We start from the raw sequence: 19,503 nt of genomic DNA, 5'->3' as shown, positions 1-19,503 counted from the left end.
TACCCCGGCGTGGGCGGCTCAACCGGACCGGCTACGCCGGGAGGATGCGGAGGTCGGCCGGGTCGACGCAGACCCACACCTTCCGGTCGGGGTCGAGGTCGGTGCGGCGGTCGAACGTCCACACGCGACAGTCGCCGGTGGCGGTGCGCAGCACGTGTTCGGTGTGAGCGCCGGCGAACAGGGACACCTGGGCGGTGGCCGGCCAGCGGTTGCCGTCGGGTTCGGTGTCGGTCAGGCGTCCGCACTCCGGGCGCCACACCGCCACCGCGGCGTCACCGGGGGTGAGACCCTCGACCGGGGACCCGCGCAGCACTCCGACCGGGGTGTCCAGCGCCCCGTCGGACGTCACCGTGCCCTCGATCTCGTTCGCGACGCCGACGAAGGTGGCCACGTACCTCGTGGCCGGCGACGCGTAGATCTCGCGGGGCGGCCCGAGCTGCTCGACGCGCCCGGCCCGCATCACCGCGATCCGCGTGGCCAGCTCCATCGCCTCGGTCTGGTCGTGGGTGACGTACACCGCGGAGAAGCCCAGCCGCCGCTGCATCGCCACGAGTTCGGCCCGCAGCCGCTCGCGGACCTTGGCGTCCACGTTGGACAGCGGCTCGTCGAAGAGCACGACGTCGTCGCGGGCGACGAGGGCCCGGGCCAGCGCCACCCGCTGCTGCTGGCCGCCGCTCATGTCGGACGGGTGCTGCCCGGCCAGCTCGCCGATGCCCACGAGGTCGAGGACCTCGGCCACCCGGGTGGCGACGTCGCGTCGGCCGACGCGGCGGTTGCGCAACGGGTAGGCGACGTTGTCGCGCACCGTCAGGTGCGGCCACAACGCGTACGACTGGAACATCATGCTCAGCCCGCGCTTCTCCGGCGGCACCTCGATCCGGGACGCGGCGTCGAAGACCACTCGGCCGTCGACCTCGACGGACCCCTCGTCGGGCGTCTCCAGGCCGGCGATCGAGCGCAGCAGCGTGGTCTTGCCGCACCCGCTCGGCCCGAGCAGCACCAGGAACTCGCCGCGGCGCACGTCGAGGGACACCCCGTCGACGGCGTGGGCGAAGGTCCGGTCGGCGCGGCGGAAACGCTTGCGCAGCCCGTGGACGCGGATCACCGGAGAAGTCATCACGGTCTCCCAGCCGTCGACCCGCGGCGGCGGGCGTACCACGTCACCGGAAGCACCACCGCGGCGCTGACCGCGACGAGCGCGATCGACAGTGACCCGAGCATCGCGTAGTCGCCGTTGGCGAACACCTCGAGGATGCGGAACCCGACCACCTCGTTGCTGGTGCCGGCGAGGATCGCCGACGCGCTGATGTCGCCCGTGATGGTGACGAACAGCAGCGCCCAGCCGGCGAGCAGACCGGGCGCCATCAGCGGCAGGTCGATGCGCAGGAACGTGCGGCCCGGCGGCGCCCCGCTGACCCGCGACGCCTCGGTGAGCTCGCGCCCCACCTGTGCGGCCGCGGCGTCGGAGGCTGTGGTGGCCTGCGGCATGTGCATCGAGACGTAGGCGAGCAGCAGGATCCAGTACGTGCCGCCGAGCCAGAACGGCGCGCCGTTGAACGCCAGCGCGAACCCGACGGCCAGCACGAGGTGCGACAGTGTCGGCGGGAACTTGATGGCCGCGTCGACCACGAGCCGCACGCCCCGGGTGCCGGGCCCGCCACGGCGGATCAGCAACGAGATGACCGCCGCGGCCAGCGTCGCGACGGTGGCGCCGACCACGCCGAGCAGCAGGCTGTTGAGCAGCGCCTCCCGGGTGGCGATGTCGGCGAACGTGCGGCGGAACGCGTCGAGGCTCAGGCGCCCCCAGTCGATCGTGTCGCTCCAGAAACCGGTCAGCGACACCAGGACCAGCGCGCCGAGCGGAAGGACCGACGCGAGGCCGAGGTAGCCGAGCATCGCGGCGCGCACCGTCCACCGCCACCGGCCGAGCCGCACCGGCCGGGCCGTCGCTCCCCGGCCGCCCACCGTCGCGGACCGCCCGGCGCGCAGGACCCGCAGCTGCGCGTACCACACGGCGGTGACCACGAGCATCACCACGAGGTTCAGCCCCACGGCGACGCCGGTCTGCGGCGGGTAGGTGAACGAGAGCAGCTGCACGATGCGCACCGACAGGATGTCGATGCCGGCCTGCGGGGCGAGGATCGCGGGCACCGAGAACAGCCCGAAGCCGGTCCACACCATGAGCAGCGCCGCCGCGCCGAGCGCCGGACGCACCGCCGGCAGCGACACCGTGCGCACGACGCGGAACAGGCCGGCGCCGCTGACCCGCGCCTGCTCCTCCAGCGTCGCGTCGAGGTTGCGCAGCCCGGCCGAGACCATCATGAACACGTACGGCACCTGGTACACGGTGTAGACGAACACCAGCCCGTACCAGGAGTGGATGTTCAGCGGGCCCTCGGCGAGGTCGATGCCCACCGCGGACAGCACGGGCCGAAGCGCGAGGTTGAGGTACCCCGACCGTTCGGACCCGAGCAGCGCCCACCCGACGGCACCGGCGATCGGCGGCAGCAGGAACGGCAGCAGCGGCACGAGGTCGGTGAGCAGGCCGAGGCGGGCGTCGGTGCGTTCGTTGACCCACGCCAGCGCCGAACCGATCAGCAACGCGGCCACGGTGCTGGCGCCGACGACCACGGCCGTGTGCCACAGCAGCGTTCCGAGGTCGGGCAGGGCCAGGGTCTCGCGGATGGGCGTGACGTCGAACCGCCCGTCCCCGGTCCAGAACGGCCGCACCACGACCAGCAGCAACGGGTAGACGGCCAGGACCGCCAGCGCGCCGGCGACGAGGGCACCGACGACCGTGAACGGGGACGTGCGCGCCAGCGCCGCCGTCGACGGGCGTCGCGGCGGCGCCGGCGGTTGCAGGGTGTCCACCGGCACGGTTTCAGCCGAGGCCGAGCAGGCTGTAGATCTTCTCCTTCGGGACGGTGCCGGCGTCCTTGTTGAACGTGTACCGGCCCGGCAGCGACGACTTCTCCAGCGGCGAGTACGACCCGGGCACCGAGTTGAGCGCCCTGTTGCCCTCGGCGCTCATGAGGAAGTGGACGAACAGCCGGGCGGCGTTCGGGTTGGCGGCCTTGGCCGACAGGCCCACCACGACCTCCGGCCCGGTGGTGGCGCCCGGCTGCGCGTAGGCGAGCGGCGCGCCCTTGGACTTGAGGTCCTCGACGATCGTCTGCACGCCGGGGAACACGACGGCCGCCTCGCCGGCGGCCAGCGACTGGGTTGCGGGCGCGGAGCTGGCACCCAGCCGCGGGTTCTGCGCCTTGAGCTTCGTGAGGAAGTCCTCGCCGTACTCCTTGATGATGACGTTCCAGAACGGGATGTAGGCGGCCGACGTGCGCGGGTCGACGAGGATGATCTGGCCCTTCAGCTTCGGGTCGAGCACGTCGGGCCAGTCCTTGATGGTGACGCCGTTGGTCTTGGTCGTGTTGACCGCCAGCCCCGACGGCTGGATCTGCACGACCGCCGTGCCCTCCTTCGGGAACAGGTACTCGGCCGGGTAGCCCTCGCCGTAGCCGGGAATCTGGGCGTCGGGCAGCTTCGTGGTCCAGCCCTTCTCGGCGGCCTGCCCGATGAACGGCGTGTACGACTGCAGGAACAGGTCGGCGGCCGGCTTGCCGGTCTCGGCCTCGGCGGCGTAGCGCTGCGACAGGTCGCCGGAGGTGAGCCGGATGTACTTGACCGGGATGCCGTACCTCTTGCTGAACGCGTCGGACGCGGCCTTCGCCGCGTTCTCCGCCGGCACGCTGTACCAGGTGAGCGCGCCCTCCTTCTTCGCCGCGTCGATGAGCTTGCGCAGTTCCGGCGACGCGTCGGAGGTGTCGGCTCCGGTACCGGCGCGCGGTCCGTCGCCGCACCCGGTGAGCGCGACGGTGAGAGCGGCGGCTACGGCGAGGGCGAGCGTGCGTAGGGCGGTCGGGCGGGTCATCGGACCTCCGGCGGGATCGGTCGCACGGTTGACGAACACGGTAACCCTTGACGATCGTTATGGCTAATGTCTTACTAGGCGCATGGACCCGTTCGACCCGTTCGATCCCGAGACGGTCCGTGACCCCCATCCGACCTACGCCCGGCTGCGGTCGACGACCCCCGTGGCCCGTGGCGACCGGTGGGGCGGCTTCTGGGCGCTGACCCGCTACTCCGACGTGGTCGCCGCGAGCACCGCGCCCGACGTCTTCACCAGCTCGCACGGCGTGGTGATCCCGATGAACCCGCTGGCCGGGCGCCGGATGCCGATGCATTTCGACCCGCCGGAGCACACCGCGTACCGGCGGGTGCTCAACGCCCCGTTCCACGCCGACCGGGTCGGCGCACTCCGGTCCCGGATCGAGGACATCGCCGACGACCTGCTGGCGCCGGCGCTCGCGAGCGGAACCACCGACGCGGTCGCCGGCTACGCCTCGCCGCTGGCCTCGCGCGTGCTCGCGCTGTTCCTGGGCATGCCGGCGGAGTTCGGCGAGCGGCTGGAGGAGCACAGCGTCCGCTTCGAACGGGCGCAGACGAGCGGGGACACCGCGACCGTCGAGCACGCGAACGCGGTCCTCTACGACTACGCCCGCGAGGCGGCCCGCGCCGCGGACGGCGAGCTGGTCGCGGCGCTGCGCGCGGCCCGGATCGACGGACGGGCCCTGACCGGCGACGAGATCGTCGGCAGCCTCCGGCAGATCTTCATCGCCGGGCACATCGCGGTCGCGGCGGGCCTCGGCAGCGCCGTGCGGCACCTCGCCGGCGACCGCGACCTGCAGCGGCGGCTGCGCGCCGAGCCGGCGCTGGTGCCGGACGCGGTCGAGGAGCTGCTGCGGCTGCACACACCGAACCAGGGCTTCGCCCGCACCGCCACCCGCGACACCCGGGTCGGCGGCCAGGCCGTGCGCGCCGGCCAGCAGGTGGCGCTGGTCTACACGTCGGCCAACCGCGACCCGGCCGTATTCGCCGACCCCGACCGCTTCTCCCTCGACCGCGGCCGCAACCGGCACCTCGCGTTCGGGCACGGCGTGCACAAGTGCGTCGGGATCGCGCTGGCCCGGCTGGAGCTGCGGATCGGTGTGGAGCGCCTGCTCGCGGCGACGTCGGAGTTCGGACCGGCCGGCGAGCCGCAGATGCTGCCGTGGCCGGTGCACGGCCCCGCCACCCTGCCGATCCGGCTCTGGCCGGCCGCGGACCGTGCGGCCCTGCCGAAGGGACGTTGATGGAGTTCGACCCGCTCGACCCGGATGTGCTCGACGACCCGCACGCACGCTACGCCGACCTGCGCCGGACCTGCCCGGTGGCACACAGCGACCGGTGGAACGGGTTCTGGGCGCTGTTCCGCTACGACGACGTCCGGCGCGTGGCCGCCGACCCGCGCACGTTCACCACGACGGTGCAGAACGTGGTGCCGAAGGTGGCGTTCACCGGCCGCCGGCCGCCGCTGCACTTCGACCCGCCGGAGCACACGCCCTACCGGCGGGCGCTCGACCCGCTGCTCACCGCCGCGCGCGCCGCGGTGTTCGAACCGGCGGTGCGGGTCCGCGCGCGGGAACTGCTCGACGACCTGGTGACCGGCGAACCGGTCGACATCGCCGCCGGGTACGCCGCCCAGCTTCCGGTGTTCACGTTCGCCCGGTTCCTCAACGTCGACGCCGCGGCGATGGACACGATCCGCCGCGCCTGGCTCGTCTACAACCGGGCCCTGCAGGACGCCGACGACGCGACCGTCAAGGAGCAGAGCCTGGTGCTGTACGGCATCGCGCGCGACCTGGTCGACGAGCGTCGGGCGCGGCCCCTGCCGGACGACCCGGCCAGCGCGCTGCTCGCCGCGGACCTGCCCGACGCGTACGTGGTGGGCACCGTGCGGCAGGTGATGGTCACGGGCATGGTCGCGCCGACGGTGACCCTGTCCAGCGCGATCGGCCACCTCGCCGGTGACCCCGCCCTGCAGGACCGGCTGCGCGCCGGACCGGAGCTGCTGCCGGCCGCCATCGAGGAGCTGCTGCGGCTGTACTCGCCGTACCGCGGGTTCGCCCGCACGCCGCGTCACGACGTGGAGGTCGGCGGCCGGACGATCCGCGCCGGCGAGCCGGTGGCGATGGTCTTCACCTCGGCCAACCGCGACGAGGCCGTGTTCCCCGCGCCCGACGAGTTCCGGCTCGGCCGGCCGACCCGTCACCTCGCGTTCGGCCTCGGCCCGCACCGCTGCGCCGGCGCCGAACTGGCGCGCATGCAGCTGCGCGTGGGGCTCGGCGAGCTGCTGGCCCGCACCCGGTCGATCACCCCGGCCGGTCCGCCGGAGATGACCCGGTGGCCCGAGTACGGCCCGGTCGGGCTTCCCGTGCGCCTCGATACAGTGATCGCGTGACTGAGCCAGCGGGCGGTACCGCGACCGACGACGTGGGTCTGCCCCGGATCCAGGCCGGCGGCAGCCCGCAGCACCTGCTGCTCACCCTCCTGGGCGACTACTGGTACGGCCAGCGGGCCCATCTGCCGTCGGCGGCGCTCGTCGCGCTGCTGGAAGAGTTCGACGTGACCGGCGTGAGCGCGCGGGCCGCTCTCAGCCGGCTCGCCCGTCGCAACCTGCTCGAGGCGTCCAAGAGCGGACGCAACACCTACTACGGCCTGTCGCCCCGCGCCGCCCAGGTGCTGAGCGAGGGCGTCGCGCACATCCTGTCGTTCGGCGCCCGCGACAAGCCGTGGTCGGGCCACTGGACAGTCGCCACGTTCTCGATCCCCGAGGAGCAGCGCGACCTGCGGCACAGCCTGCGCACCCGGCTGCGGTGGATGGGCTTCGCGTCCCTGTACGACGGCGTGTGGGTCTCACCCCACGACCTGGTCGGCGACGTCGCCGCGGTGTTCGGCGAGCTGGGCGTGGCCCACGCGACCGTCTTCACCGCGACCGTCGGCGCCGGTTCGCCCGTGGCCGGCGACCCGATCGCCGCCTGGGACCTCGACGCGCTGCGCGGGACGTACCTGGCCCTCATCGAGGAGTACGAGCCGCTGCTCGAGCGCGCCCGGGCCGGCCAGATCGGCACCAAGGAGGCGCTGCTGACCCGCACCGCCCTGATGGACGCCTGGCGCAACTTCCCGAACCTCGACCCGGAGCTGCCGGCGGAGCTGCTGCCGGGGGAGTGGCCGCGTGCCTGGGCCCGCTCCATCTTCATCGAGCTCTACGACGGGCTGGCCGGCCTGGCCGAGGCCCGGGTACGCCAGGTGCTGACGCCGTACGCCCCGGAGCTGGCGTCACTGGTCCGCAGCCACGGCACCTCCTTCGCCGGCTGACTCACCGCTGTTCCGCGTCGGTGCTCACGCGTGCCTTGATATAAGACACATATCTTGACGGGCGTCTCGCAATAGCCATACGCTTTGCGCCACCTGAGTTTGCCAACCTTGTGGGGGAGCGGGCACCGTTGAGCAGCTTTCGACCCGTCGTCGTGGTGGGAGCGGGCCCCGTCGGGCTGAGCGCCGCGCTCGCGCTGCGGGCCCTCGGCCGTCCGGTGACGGTGCTGGAGTCCGGCGCCCAGGACCGGCCACGTCCGGGCAGCCGCGCCATCTTCGTGCACGGCGCCACCCTCGAGGTGCTCGACCGCTCGTGCCCCGGCGTCGGCGCCGAGCTCGCCGCGCACGGCCTGGTGTGGCAGACCAAGCGCACCTTCTACGCCGGACGCGAGGTGTACGCCCGCACCTATCCGGTGCCGGCGTCCACCACGCTGCCGCACTTCACCAGCCTCCCGCAGGTGGAGACGGAACGGTTGCTGCTGCAGGCAGGCAAGGCCGCCGGCGTCGAGTTCGCCTGGAACGAACAGGTGTCCGGGGTGACCGTCGACGACGACGGGGTCACGCTCACCACGGCCACCGGCACCACGTGGCAGGCCTCGTACGTCATCGCCGCCGACGGGTCGCGGTCGGCGGTGCGCCGGGCGCTCGGCATTCCCCTGGAGGGGAGCCGGTCCGACGGCTGGTACATCGTCGTCGACGTCGAGGAGGACGCGGCCGACCCGCTGCCGGTCGAGCGCGTGTTCCACTACGGCCACCCCGGCGTCGGCGGCCGCAACGTGCTGCTGGTGCCGTTCGCCGGTGGGTGGCGGGTCGACCTGCAGTTGCACGACGGCGACGACCCGGCCGACTTCAGCGACGGCGAGGGCCTGCGCGACTGGCTGCGCGCCGTGCTGCCGCCGGTGTACGCCGAGCGGGTCGGCTGGGCGTCGACGTACCAGTTCCTCCAGGTGGTGGCGGCCGACTTCACCGACCCGCGTTCGCGGGTGCTGCTCACCGGCGAGGCGGCCCACCTGTTCGCCCCGTTCGGCGCGCGCGGCATGAACTCCGGCGTACCCGACGCCGACGCCGCCGCCACGGCCGTCCACCTCGCACTGTCCACAGTGGTCCCCGAGCGGGCCGCCGCCGCGGTGCGCGACTTCGCGATCAGCCGGCGCCGCGCGGCCGTCTACAACTGCGACGCCGCCGGCACCGCACTGACCCACCTGCGCCCCGACGCCGGCGAACGGGCCCGGCTCGACGCGGCGGCCGCGGGGTCGGCCGACGACCCGAAGCTCGGCCACTGGCTCGACATCGCGCCGTACGGACCGCGTGACGCGCCGCCCGGCAGCACCATCTACAAGTACTGAGGAGGCGGCGTTGCGCCTGGCCACCATCCGCATCGACGGCTACACCCGCGCGGCCCGCATCGACGGCGCCGACGCCGTCGTTCTCGACCCGCCCGACGTCGGCACGTTGCTGGCCCGCGCCGACTGGCCGTCGGTCGCCGCCACCGGCGAGGGGCCGCGGATCGCACTGTCCACGGTGGACTACGCGCCGCTCGTGCCGCGCCCGGCCAAGATCTTCTGCGTCGGGCTGAACTACCGGACCCACATCCTGGAGATGGGACGGCCGCTGCCCACCGCGCCGACGCTGTTCGCCAAGTTCCCGATCAGCCTCATCGGCGCGAACGACCCGCTGGTGCTGCCGGCCGTGAGCGCCGAGCCCGACTGGGAGGCCGAGCTCGGCGTCGTCGTCGGCACCCGGCTGCGGCGGGCCACCACGGCGCAGGCGGTCGACGCGATCGGCGGCTACACGATCGTCAACGACGTCACCATGCGCGACTGGCAGTGGCGGACCACGCAGTGGTTGCAGGGCAAGACGTTCGAGGCGACCACCCCGCTCGGTCCCTGGCTGGTGACGCCCGACGAGGTGGGCGCCGCCGGTGCGGAGGGGCCCGACCTCGCGGTGCGGTGCCTGGTCGACGACGCGGTGATGCAGGACTCCCGCACGTCCGACCTGCTGTTCTCCCCGGCGGAGACCCTGGCCTACATCAGCCAGGTGGTCACCCTCGAACCCGGTGACGTGGTCGCCACCGGAACACCGGGGGGCGTCGGCTCGGCCCGCGACCCGAAGGTGTTCCTGCGGCCCGGCCAGGTCCTGCGCACCGCGGTCGAAGGGCTCGGCGAGTGCGTCAACGCGTGCGTCACGGAGGAGCCGTGAGGTTCGACGACGTCGCGATCCCGGCCGGTGCCGCCTGGACGTCCCCGTTCTGCCGGTGGCAGGGACCGCTGGCCGGGCTGAGCGCGGTCGACCTCGCCGTCGACGTCACCGGTCGCGCGCTGGACGGGTTCGACACCGCCGCGATCGGGCACCTCGCGTTCGGGATGACCGTGCCGCAGCGCACCGCGTTCTACGGCGCCACGAACGTCGCCGCCCGGCTCGGGCTCGGCGCGGTGACCGGTCCGACACTCGCGCAGGCGTGCGCGACCTCGGCGGCGGTGCTCCAGGCCGCCGCGGCTCAGGTGGCGACCGGCGCGCACCGGGCCGCGCTGGCGGTGGCCGCCGACCGCACGAGCAACGGTCCGGTCATGGTGTGGCCCGCCCCGGGGCGGCCCGGCGGAGCGCCCGACACCGAGCACTGGGTGCTCGACCCGATGCAGAGCGACCCGAGCACCGGACAGTCCATGTTGGACACCGCGGAGAACGTCGCCGGTGAGGAGGGCTTCACCCGCGCCGAACTCGACGACGTGACCCTGATGCGCTACGAGCAGTACCGGTCGGGCACCAGGGACCTGGTTCCCGTGCACGTTCCCGGCCGGCGTGGCCCGACCGTCGTGGCCGCGGACGCCGGCGTGCACGACACCACCGCCGAGGGGCTCGCGAAGCTGAACCCGGTGAAGCCCGGCGGGGTGGTGACGTACGGGTCGCAGACGCACCCCGGCGACGGAACCGCCGGCGCGGTGCTCACCGACACCGCCACCGCCCGTGCGCTCGGCGGCGGCGAGGGGGTGGCGCACGTGCGGTCGGTCGCGTTCGCCCGCGTCGAACCGGCCCGCATGCCGAAGGCGCCGGTGCCCGCCGCCCGTGCCGCCCTGTCCGACGCGGGCCTGCGCGTCGAGGACCTCCACGTGGTCACCACCCACAGCCCGTTCGCCGTCAACGACCTGTACTTCAGCCGGGAGACCGGCTTTCCGCTCGACCGCATGAACCCCGCCGGGTGCAGCCTCGTCTACGGGCACCCGCAGGGCCCGACCGGCCTGCGGGCCGTGGTCGAACTGGTCGCCGCGCTGCGGGCGCGCGGCGGCGGCCACGGCCTGTTCACCGGATGCGCGGCCGGTGACACCGCCGGCGCCGTCGTCGTCACCGTCGACTGATGGCGCCGCGGTCGACGCGGAGGCCGCCGGACGGCCGCGTCACAGCCACGGTCCGAGGTCCGGCGCCCGCTCCGCGCGGCCGGTCAGCCACGCGGCGAGGCCCGGTCCCTCGCCGGCCGCGGCCCGCTTCGCGACGACGTCGGCGAGCAGGGCGGCGGTGAAGTCGGCCGGCAGGTCGGCGAAGGTCACGCCGGTGCCGAGGTCGACGGTGTGGACCATGACCTCGCGGGCGCGCATCCACGGGATCTCCGTGGCGGGCACGGTACGGCCCTGCGCGGTGACGACCTCGGCCCGCCACGCGTCCTCCGACAGGTCGTCGAGCGCCGCGGCGAGGGCAGCGGCCGACTCCCGGACCCGCGAACGCAGGACGTCGGGGTCCCAGCGGGAGCCGTCCTCGATCTCGGCGGCGCGTTGCTCGCGGGAGCCGTACATGCGGCTCTCCACGCCGGTCGCGGCCCAGGACGCCAGCCGGGTGAGGGCGAGCGCGTTGAAGTGGACGTGGGCGACCAGGTGCCGGCGGGTCCAGCCGGGCAGCAGGGACGGGCCGTCGAGGTCCTCCAGGTGGCCCAGGAACAGCCCGGAGCCGAGGGTCGTCCAGGTGCGGGCGGTCATGTCGCGGTGCGCAGGAGGTGCAGGCGCTCCACGATCGGTGCGTCGGAGAACGTGAACAGGTCGAGGTCGGTGTCGGCGCGCAGCGACACCTCCGTCCACGATGGAGCGACGAACACGTCGCCGTGCGACAGCGGGTGCGCGGCGCCGTTCAGGACGACGGTCCCGGTGCCGTCGAAGACCTGCCACACCGACGAGGCCGTGGTGCGGCCGCGGTCGGCGCGGACGCCGGCGCGCAGGCGGTGCATCTCGGTGCGCATCGTGGTGAGGGCGTCGCCGCCGCTGGTCGGGTTGGTGAACCGCACGGCTGCGTGACCTGGCCCGAGCACGCCGGGGTGGCCCTCGTCGGCGAGCTCCAGCTGCGCGGCGAGTGCGGCGTCGGTGTGCGCCCACCGGTAGGCCATCAGCGGCGACGAGGGTTGCGGCTGTCCCGCCGCCGACACCGGGACCAGTCCTGGATGGGCCCACAGGCGTTCGCCGCGGCTGCGGTCGGGCGTGGAGGCATCACGGACCCGCTCCGGGCCGAACTCGAAGAACCCCTGGTCGGTCGTTGCCACGAACGGGATGTCGAGACCGTCGAGCCAGGCCATCGGCGCGTCGGAGACGTTCTGGTGACCGTGGAAGCGCCACCCGGGCGTGAGGAGCAGGTCGCCGCGGCGCATCGCCACCGGGTCGCCGTCGACGACGGTCCACACGCCTTCGCCCTCCAGGACGAACCGGAACGCCGACTGGGAGTGCCGGTGCTCCGGGGCGTTCTCGCGGGGTGCCAGGTACTGGATGGCCGCCCACAGCGTGGGGGTGGCGTACGGGTCGCCGGGCAGGCCCGGGTTGCCCAGCCCGATCGCGCGGCGCTCACCGCCGCGGCCCACCGGGACCAGGTCGGCGCTGCGCGCGGCCAACGGGTGCAGTTCGGTCCAGCGCCACAGATGCGGCACCGCCCGCGGCTCCGGCGAGAACGGCATCAGCCCCTCGCGGGTGCGCCACAACGGGGTCATCCCCACCGCGTCGAAGTCGCGGTACAGGTCGGCGAGCCGCTCCTGGTGCTCGGGGCTGTCGAAGTCGACGCCCGTCGCCGGGGTCACGGTCATGGGTCCTCCCTCGGGCGGCACCGGTTGGTAGACGAAACGCTAACGGCCGACACGGGAGATGTCTATAGTGGCGCCGGGCCCACACGCAGAGGTGGCGCGACGGCCCAGGGCCGCCGCGCCACCGTGGTGCGGTAGGGGAACTAACCTGTTCGGCAGGTGACCGACGGCCAGGTCCAGTTGCCGTTGGCCATGATCGTGACGCCGAAGTTGTTGCCGCTTCCGTTCGGTCTCGCGGTGACCGTGCTGCCCGAGGTGCTCACGGATGCGTTCCAGCTGTTCTGCAGGGACTGGCCGCCGTTGAGGGCCAGGGTGACCGTCCAGTTGCTGGCGTTGACCGCGACGTTGAGGTTGAAGCGGTCACCGAACTGCTGGCCGGCCGACAGGGTCGCGGTGCAGTTGCTGCCGCCCGGGTTGCCCGGGGTGCTCGGCGTACCGGGGTCGGGGCTGCCGCCCTCCCGGACGGTGATGTCGGAGCTGCCCTGGCTCTGGTAGCCCTCCGTCGCCATGATCTGGTAGCTGTGGTTGCCCAGGTTCATGCCGGCGCGCGCCCACGCGTCGAAGTGGGTGGCGGTGGTGATGGTGCCGCTGCTGCGCTTGCTCTGCCGCACACTCCAGTACTGCACGAAGTTGCAGTTGTTACCGTCGATGCAGGGCGCGTTGTTCCGGTAGCTGCGGTAGAGGTTGTACGTGGAGCCGTCGACGTTGACCGAGCCCATCGGCGTGGCGCCGGTGCTCGGGTTGTAGGAACCGAAGTTCTCCAGGATGTAGTACTCGACCAGCGGGTTGCGCGTCCAGCCGTACAGGGCGAGGTAGGTGTTCTGGTTGCCCGGGTTGTAGGTGCCCGAGTAGCTGATCGTCCGCCGGCTGCCGGTCGCCCAGCCCTTGCCGCCGACCCAGTTGTTGGTGCTGCGGTCCCAGTTGCTGGAGTACCGGCCGTCGGCGCGCAGCGTCATGCTGGCGTTTCCGCTGTCCTTCCAGAACGAGTAGAAGTAGCCGTTGTGCGTGCCGGTGCTGTTCGACGTGAGGGTCCGGTCGGCCTCGGCGTGCGCGGCCGTGGCCATCATCGTGCTGCCGGCGGCGACCACGAGGGCGCAGGCGGCGCCGACGATCAGTCGCATCCGGACCCGGCCGGGCGACCGGGTGGGGGTGTCTGTCATTCGCGCTCCTTGTCGGGTCATGTGGCGGATGACCGGGGGTGGGGTTGTGCGGACCCCAGCGTCCCATCGACATAGGACTTCATCAATAACTTTCGGAAAAGTTTCGGAGCTGTTCTCTGTGGGTGTCCGAAACTTTCGAGAAGTGGAGCGTCAGAGCCAGCCGTTGCGGCGGAAGAGCGTGTACAGGACCAGGCACGCGGACACGATGACCGCGAGCACGATGAAGTAGCCGTACCTCCAGTGCAGCTCCGGCATGTTGTCGAAGTTCATCCCGTAGATCCCGGCGATCGCCGTCGGCACCAGGCCGATCGCGGCCCACGCGGAGATCTTGCGCATGTCCTCGTTCTGGCGGGCCGCGACCTCGTTCTGCCGCAACGCGAGCTCGTTCTGCCGCACGCTGACCCGCGACAGGTCGGCCTGCAGCACGTCGGACAGCAGCCGGTCGGCGGCCTCCACGCCCTCCGCGGCGCGCAGCGCGTGGTCGTGCACGTCGCGGAAGTACGGGGTCAGCTCCCCGTCCACACCGGGAACGGCACCGGACGCGAGGCGGTGCAACGGCACGGTCAGCGGCGCGACCGCCCGACGCAGCTCCGCCATGTGCTGCTTCAGCTCGTAGACGCGCTCGGCGTGGTCGCCGTCGTCGCGGCCGAAGACCTTCTCCTCGACCGCGTCGATGTCGTCGTTCAGGACCTCCAGCGCCGCCTCGTAGCCGTCGACGATCACGTCGGCCAGGCGGTGCAGCACCTCGGCGGACGTCGCCGTCGCGGTCTCGCGGCTCCCGATCAGCCGGCGCCGGGCCTCCGCCAGCACCGGTGTGTCGCCGTGCTGCACCGTCACCAGGAAGCGGTCGCCGAGGAACACCGCGATCTCGCTGGAGCGCGGCCCGTCGCCGTCACGACCGTAGGTGACCGGCTTGAGCACCACGAACGTGAGATCGCCGTACTGTTCGAGCTTGGGCCGCTGGTGCGCGTGCACGGCGTCCTCCACCGCCAGATCCGGCAGCCGGAGCTGGGCGCCGATCGAGGCCACCGACGACGCCGGCGGGTCGGACAGGTGCACCCACATGACGCCGCCACCACCGTCGACCGCGGCCCGGATCCCGTCCACCGGAACGGTTTCGGTGCGCCAGCCGTCGCCGTCGCAGAACAGACACTCCAGCGTCGCCTCCGTTCCGACCTCCACACCGCTCACCGTTCCGCCCTCCGTCGTCGCCTGCGAGCCGTTCTGCCCGTTCCCCGGTCCCGCCAATCACACCGCACATGCCGGTGGTGTGCCGTCGAACGGAGAGGGCGCCGCGCCCGACCGTCAGGTGAGAAGCGTCGCGGGATCGACGCCGTCCGACCACCAGGTGGTGTCGTCGGCCCGCGCGCCCGTGAGGTCGGCGCCGGTCAGCACGGTCTCCCGCAGGTCGGTGCCGCGCAGGTCGGTCTCCGACAGGTTCGCGCCCGCGAGATTGGCGCCACGGAACCGGACCCGCCACAGGCAGCGGCCGCGCAGGTTCCCGTTCTCCAGGTCGGTGTGGGCGAGGTCGGCGGTGAGCCACTCCGGCAGGTCCTGCGAGTCGTCGATCCAGCGGGTCAGCACCGACAGCGCCGCCTGGATGTCCTGCGCCCGGCTGCGCAGCGGAAGCTGGGTCGGCCGGGTGACGTCGGCGGCGCCGGCGGGTGGTGGCCAGGGCGCGCGGGTGCGGATGTACGACGACAGCATGGTGATGACGCCGGCCCGCTCCGCCTCCGACTCGTGCGCGATGCGGTTGAGGGCGTAGATCGCGCCGATGCGGATCGCCTGGTTGTCGTGGGCCAGGTGCTCGACGGCCTGCCCGTACCGGTCGGTGAGCCGGGTCTGCCGCTGCAGTTCGGCCTGCTCGTCGGCGGCCCTGGCGTTCTGCTGGAGCTGCCGCCAGGCCGTGTAGGCGCCGAGCAGGACGACGAACGCGCCGATGCCCTGGAAGACCATGGCCCGGATCTCGTTGAGGCTCGCCGCCCGTTCGGCGGTGGACAGGTCGCCGACCGACGGGCCCAGGTCGAGCCGCAGGATGACGGGCGGGCCGAAGACGGCCACGGCGAACGCTCCCGCGACCAGGAGCAGTACCAGCACCGTCCTGGTGGTACGACCGGACACCGGGACCTCCTCGGCGGCTCGACTCAGCGGCTCGACTCAGCGGCTCGATTGGGCGGCTCGATTGGGCGGCCCGACTGAACGGCTCGGACCACGACGGCACCGTACGACGGGGCCGGAGGTGGCTGTCCGCCGCCTCCGGCCCCGGTGAACGACCCTCAGTCCGAGGAGCCTCGGTCCTGAGGAGCCTCAGTCCTGGGGGGCGCGGACCATGCCGTTGCCGACGTCGGCGGGGCGGAAGCCCGGCTTCAGGCCCTCGGTGACGGCCGAGCCCACCAGGCGGTCGGTGAAGCGCTGCAGCGTGAACTGGTTGGCCTTCATGAGCTTCTCGGCCCACAGGGCCGCCACACCCGCCACGTGCGGGGTGGCCATGCTGGTGCCGCTCATCATCGTCAGGCCGCCGCCCGGCTTGGCGGACAGCACGTTGACACCCGGGCCGGACAGGCGGGCGCCGTAGTTGGAGAAGCTCGCGATGGTGAAGCCGGCGGCGTCGGGGCCCAGGGCGGCCACGGACACCATGCCGTCGGCGGCGGCCGGCGGGCTCACCGCGATGACGAAGTCGGGATCCTTGTCGCGGCGGCTCTCGTTGCCGGCGGCGGCCACCATCAGGCACGGGCCCGAGAACGTGGCGCGGGCCTGCACAAGGGAGGCGAGCTTCTCGAACAGCAGGATGTTGGCGCGGTAGGCCTCCAGCGCCATCGACGTGGCCAGCTCGGTGGGGACGCCGTCCTGTTCGAGGTCGGCGACGAGGCCGGGGAAGTCGATGCCCAGCGACATCGAGATGACCTGCGCGCCCTCGTCGATGGCCCACTGGATCGCCGTGAGGATCGTGTCGCTTCCGCCGCCGCGGCGGCCCAGCACCTTGCCGATGACGGCCTTGCGGACACCGCGGGCGACCCCGATGCGCCTGCCGTTCACGTCGCGGCCGAAGATGGTGCCGGCGCAGTGGGTTCCGTGACCGTGCTCGTCGTCGTCGCCCTCGCCGGTGAAGTTCCTCCGCACCAGCTCGACGCCCTCGAACGCCGGGTGGGAGGGGTCGATGCCGGTGTCGAGAACCGCCACGGTGACGCCGTCGCCGGTGAACGGCGACGTGTCGGCACCGACCGCGGGCAGGCCCCACGCGACGGACGACGCGGCCGGCTCGACCGCCTCGTCGAGGGTCACCGGACCGATGAGCCGCATCGGGATGACCGGCGCGACCGCCTCGACGTCGGCGCGGCGGCTGACCTCGGCGGCGCGCCCGGCGGTCAGCGACTCCACCTCGACCGAGACGGTGGCCTCGTCGGGCGCGAACGACGACGGACCGGCGGTGCCGCGTTCCCGCGGGCCCTCGCCGCGTCGAAGAATGACGTGCTTCGTGCGTAGCATGGCTTCTCACCCACCCCTGTTGCTGACCCGTGAGCGGTGGCGGCCCACGGCGGAGACGTACCGACCGTACGGGTATCGGGGCGGTGCGTGATGTCATGTCACTCTTCCCACCGCTGTCCGCATGCCGACGTACGAAAGGCCGTTCAGCGGGTTCCCGGACCGGTGCATAGGGTGGATCGGTGACCACGGGCGGCGACGAGGCGGTGCTGGCCGAGGCTGTGCTCACCCAGGCGCGGGCGGTCACGACCGTCCAGGACCTGGCCGCGGTGCTCCGCAGGCTGCGACGCAGACAGGCGCGTGGCGCCCGCGACAGCCCGTGGACCCTGCGCGAGCTCGCCGCGCGCACCGGATGGGCGCACAGCACCATCGGGCAGTACCTCAGCGGACAGACGCTCCCGCCGACCGACCGGTTCGACGCGCTCATCCATCTCTTCGGCGCGACGCCGGTCGAACAGGGCGCGCTCGCCTCGGCGCGCGACCGCGTCGAGGAGACGCAACGGCGTCCGAAGAAGGACGCCACCGGCCGCCGTCCGGTGCCGGCGCTCGAGCCGCCGGCGGCGGGCGAACCGGTGACGGGTGCGCATCCGTCGATCCCCCGCCAGCTGCCCGCCCGGGTGGCGGGCTTCGCCGGCCGGGCCGTCGAGCTCACCCTGCTCGACGGGCTGCTGACCACCGAGGTCACCGTCGCGGTGATCTCGGGGACCGCCGGCGTCGGCAAGACCGCGCTGGCCGTCCACTGGGCGCACCGGGTCGCCGACCGGTTCCCCGACGGCCAGTTCTTCGTCAACCTGCGGGGGTTCGAACCGACGGGACCGCCGCTGCCGCCCGACGAGGCGCTGCGCCACGTCCTCGACGGGCTCGGCGTGCCCGCCGACCGCATCCCGTCCGACCCCGGTGCCCGGGCCGGGCTGTACCGCACCGCGATGGCCGGCCGGCGCATGCTGATCGTGCTCGACAACGCGGCCTCGGTGGACCAGGTGCGGCCGCTGCTGCCCGGGTCCGCCGGCTGCCTGGTGCTGGTGACCAGCCGCGACCAGCTGACCGCGCTCACCGTGAACAGCGCCCGCCCGCTGCCGCTGGGCCTGCTCAGCGTCGACGAGGCCGGCGACCTGCTCGCCGGCCGGCTCGGTGCCGGGCGGCTCACGGCGGAACCGGCGGCCGCGCAGCTGCTCATCGAGGCGTGCGCCCGGCTGCCGCTCGCGTTGTCGATCGTGGCCGCGCGGGCGGCCGGGAACCCCACGTTCCCGCTGGCGAGCCTCGGTGCCGAGCTCACCCGGTCCAACCGCCTCGACGCCCTCGACGGCGGCGACCCGACGACGGACCTCCGCACGGTCCTCTCGTGGTCCTACACCCGGCTGCGGCCGGCGACCGCGCGGCTGTTCCGGCTGCTGGGGCTGCACCCCGGCCCGGACATCTCCGCCGCGGCCGTGACGAGCCTGGCGGGTGCCGACGCCCGCGCGTCGGTCACCGAGCTCGTCCGGGCGAACCTGCTCATCGAGAGCGCGCCCGGCCGGTACGTGCTGCACGACCTGCTGCGCGAGTACTCGGCCGAGCTGGCCGCAGCGGTCGAGCCGGCCGAGCGCGCCGCCGCGCGGCTGCGGGTCCTCGACCACTACCTGCACACGGCGTACGCCGCCGCCAGGATCCTGTCGGCGCCCCGCGACGACATGACCCCCGACCCGCCGGCGCCCGGCGTGCGGCCCGAGCCGGTCGCCGACCACCGCGCGGCGATCGCCTGGTTCACCGCCGAACGCGAGGTGCTGCTCGCCGCGGTGCGCGGCGCGCGCGACGCCGGCCTCGACCGGCACACGTGGCAGCTGGCCTGGTCGATGTTCTACTTCCTGCACCTGCGCGACGGCTGGCACGACGCGCTCGCCACGCAGGAGGCCGCGCTCGCCGCCGTGCGAGACGTCGATCCGGCCGCCGAGGCCGCCGTTCGCCGCGACCTCGGCCAGACCTGCACCCGCCTCGGGCGGTTCGACGAGGCGTACACGCACCTGGAGCGGGCCCTGGCGATCAACACCCGGCGGGGGGACCGCGAAGGCGTGGCCTGGATCCACTACCGGATCGCCTGGACGGTCGACCACCTGGGCCGCCACGCCGACGCGCTGCGCCACTCCGAGCACGCCCTGGCGCTGTTCACCGAGCTCGGCAACCTGCCGGCGCAGGCGCACGCCCGCAACGTCGTCGGGTGGTACCTGTCGCAGGTCGGCCAGCACGGGCAGGCGGTGGCGGAGTGTCAGCGCGCCCTGGACCTGTACCGGAGCCTCGACGACGACATCGGCCAGGCCAACACGCTCGACAGCCTCGGATGCGTGTACTTCGCGATGGGCGAGTACGAGCGCGCCGCGTCGTACCACACGCGGTCGCTGGAGTTCTTCCGCGCGCTCGGCGAGCCGTACTACACCGCGCAGGCCCTGACGCACGTCGGCGACGTCCGCGACGCGCTCGGCGACGCGGACGCGGCCCGGACCGCGTGGCGGGAGGCGCTGGCCGTCTTCGACTCCCTCGGCCACACCAACGCCGACGCGATCCGGGCCCGGCTCGGCTAGCTGCCCT

The 19,503-nt window shown here is 73.3% G+C and carries 16 protein-coding genes; 7 read left to right on the top strand and 9 right to left on the bottom strand.

The genetic code is table 11. The features are described from left to right. Positions 1–31: 31 nt before the first annotated feature. The 3 genes from Voc01_RS39375 to Voc01_RS39365 are packed head-to-tail and all read right to left on the bottom strand — an operon-like array spanning position 32 to position 3,928. On the bottom strand, positions 32–1,117 hold the full coding sequence (locus tag Voc01_RS39375) for an ABC transporter ATP-binding protein (RefSeq protein WP_203932795.1): 1,086 nt from the start codon (positions 1,115–1,117) through the stop codon (positions 32–34). Beyond that, positions 1,117–2,877 (bottom strand): ABC transporter permease, encoded by a 1,761-nt coding sequence (locus Voc01_RS39370; RefSeq protein WP_203932794.1) that lies wholly within the window; start codon positions 2,875–2,877, stop codon positions 1,117–1,119. Before Voc01_RS39370 ends, Voc01_RS39375 begins: the two co-directional genes overlap by 1 nt. A 4-nt stretch (positions 2,878–2,881) precedes the next feature. After that, entirely contained in the window at positions 2,882–3,928 is a 1,047-nt protein-coding gene (locus Voc01_RS39365) for an ABC transporter substrate-binding protein (protein ID WP_203932793.1), read from the bottom strand. A gap of 82 nt (positions 3,929–4,010) precedes the next feature. Here Voc01_RS39365 and Voc01_RS39360 point away from each other — a divergent pair, with 82 nt between their 5' ends. The 6 genes from Voc01_RS39360 (at position 4,011) to Voc01_RS39335 (ending at position 10,604) form a co-directional block, all read left to right on the top strand. Beyond that, complete coding sequence (locus Voc01_RS39360) at positions 4,011–5,189, top strand: cytochrome P450 (protein ID WP_203932792.1); 1,179 nt, start codon at positions 4,011–4,013, stop codon at positions 5,187–5,189. After that, on the top strand, positions 5,189–6,337 hold the full coding sequence (locus Voc01_RS39355; RefSeq protein ID WP_203932791.1) for a cytochrome P450: 1,149 nt from the start codon (positions 5,189–5,191) through the stop codon (positions 6,335–6,337). The genes Voc01_RS39360 and Voc01_RS39355 overlap by 1 nt, the downstream gene beginning before the upstream one ends. Continuing rightward, positions 6,334–7,254, top strand: a complete 921-nt coding sequence (locus tag Voc01_RS39350) for a PaaX family transcriptional regulator (RefSeq protein ID WP_203932790.1) — start codon at positions 6,334–6,336, stop codon at positions 7,252–7,254. The genes Voc01_RS39355 and Voc01_RS39350 overlap by 4 nt, the downstream gene beginning before the upstream one ends. 128 nt (positions 7,255–7,382) lie before the next feature. After that, positions 7,383–8,597, top strand: a complete 1,215-nt coding sequence (locus Voc01_RS39345) for an FAD-dependent monooxygenase (RefSeq protein WP_203932789.1) — start codon at positions 7,383–7,385, stop codon at positions 8,595–8,597. Positions 8,598–8,607: 10 nt separating this feature from the next. After that, entirely contained in the window at positions 8,608–9,450 is an 843-nt protein-coding gene (locus tag Voc01_RS39340) for a fumarylacetoacetate hydrolase family protein (protein WP_203932788.1), read from the top strand. Then, entirely contained in the window at positions 9,447–10,604 is a 1,158-nt protein-coding gene (locus Voc01_RS39335; protein ID WP_203932787.1) for a thiolase family protein, read from the top strand. Before Voc01_RS39340 ends, Voc01_RS39335 begins: the two co-directional genes overlap by 4 nt. Positions 10,605–10,643: 39 nt before the next feature. Here the strand turns inward: Voc01_RS39335 and Voc01_RS39330 are convergent, their stop codons facing one another. The 6 genes from Voc01_RS39330 to Voc01_RS39305 form a co-directional block, all read right to left on the bottom strand. Then, on the bottom strand, positions 10,644–11,216 hold the full coding sequence (locus Voc01_RS39330) for a maleylpyruvate isomerase family mycothiol-dependent enzyme (RefSeq protein WP_203932786.1): 573 nt from the start codon (positions 11,214–11,216) through the stop codon (positions 10,644–10,646). Beyond that, positions 11,213–12,301: a cupin domain-containing protein gene (locus Voc01_RS39325; protein WP_203932785.1), complete on the bottom strand. Its 1,089-nt coding sequence runs from the start codon at positions 12,299–12,301 to the stop codon at positions 11,213–11,215. Before Voc01_RS39325 ends, Voc01_RS39330 begins: the two co-directional genes overlap by 4 nt. Before the next feature lie 140 nt (positions 12,302–12,441). Then, a complete protein-coding gene (locus tag Voc01_RS39320; protein ID WP_203932784.1) occupies positions 12,442–13,458 on the bottom strand; it encodes a glycoside hydrolase family 11 protein in 1,017 nt (338 codons plus the stop codon). Positions 13,459–13,608: 150 nt separating this feature from the next. Beyond that, on the bottom strand, positions 13,609–14,640 hold the full coding sequence (locus tag Voc01_RS39315; RefSeq protein WP_239160828.1) for a magnesium and cobalt transport protein CorA: 1,032 nt from the start codon (positions 14,638–14,640) through the stop codon (positions 13,609–13,611). Between the two features lie 123 nt (positions 14,641–14,763). Then, a complete protein-coding gene (locus Voc01_RS39310) occupies positions 14,764–15,579 on the bottom strand; it encodes a pentapeptide repeat-containing protein (RefSeq protein ID WP_239160827.1) in 816 nt (271 codons plus the stop codon). A 186-nt stretch (positions 15,580–15,765) separates the two neighbouring features. Next, positions 15,766–16,944 (bottom strand): S8 family peptidase, encoded by a 1,179-nt coding sequence (locus Voc01_RS39305; RefSeq protein ID WP_203932783.1) that lies wholly within the window; start codon positions 16,942–16,944, stop codon positions 15,766–15,768. A gap of 179 nt (positions 16,945–17,123) precedes the next feature. On the opposite strand from Voc01_RS39305, the gene Voc01_RS39300 reads away from it, so the two are divergent. Continuing rightward, entirely contained in the window at positions 17,124–19,496 is a 2,373-nt protein-coding gene (locus Voc01_RS39300; protein WP_203932782.1) for an ATP-binding protein, read from the top strand. Positions 19,497–19,503 lie beyond the last annotated feature (7 nt).

The organism is Virgisporangium ochraceum (assembly GCF_016863655.1).
GTDB classification, from domain to species: domain Bacteria; phylum Actinomycetota; class Actinomycetes; order Mycobacteriales; family Micromonosporaceae; genus Virgisporangium; species Virgisporangium ochraceum.
Note: the sequence above shows the minus strand (reverse complement) of the source record. Positions and strands in the feature narration are given on the sequence as shown.

Bases quoted from the DNA above. Each gene is read 5' to 3' on its own strand.
- Voc01_RS39305 (WP_203932783.1), bottom strand. From the start codon at position 16,944: ATGCTACGCACGAAGCACGTCATTCTTCGACGCGGCGAGGGCCCGCGG.
- Voc01_RS39355 (WP_203932791.1), top strand. From the start codon at position 5,189: ATGGAGTTCGACCCGCTCGACCCGGATGTGCTCGACGACCCGCACGCA.
- Voc01_RS39360 (WP_203932792.1), top strand. From the start codon at position 4,011: ATGGACCCGTTCGACCCGTTCGATCCCGAGACGGTCCGTGACCCCCAT.
- Voc01_RS39320 (WP_203932784.1), bottom strand. From the start codon at position 13,458: ATGACAGACACCCCCACCCGGTCGCCCGGCCGGGTCCGGATGCGACTG.
- Voc01_RS39375 (WP_203932795.1), bottom strand. From the start codon at position 1,117: ATGACTTCTCCGGTGATCCGCGTCCACGGGCTGCGCAAGCGTTTCCGC.
- Voc01_RS39325 (WP_203932785.1), bottom strand. From the start codon at position 12,301: ATGACCGTGACCCCGGCGACGGGCGTCGACTTCGACAGCCCCGAGCAC.
- Voc01_RS39330 (WP_203932786.1), bottom strand. From the start codon at position 11,216: ATGACCGCCCGCACCTGGACGACCCTCGGCTCCGGGCTGTTCCTGGGC.
- Voc01_RS39365 (WP_203932793.1), bottom strand. From the start codon at position 3,928: ATGACCCGCCCGACCGCCCTACGCACGCTCGCCCTCGCCGTAGCCGCC.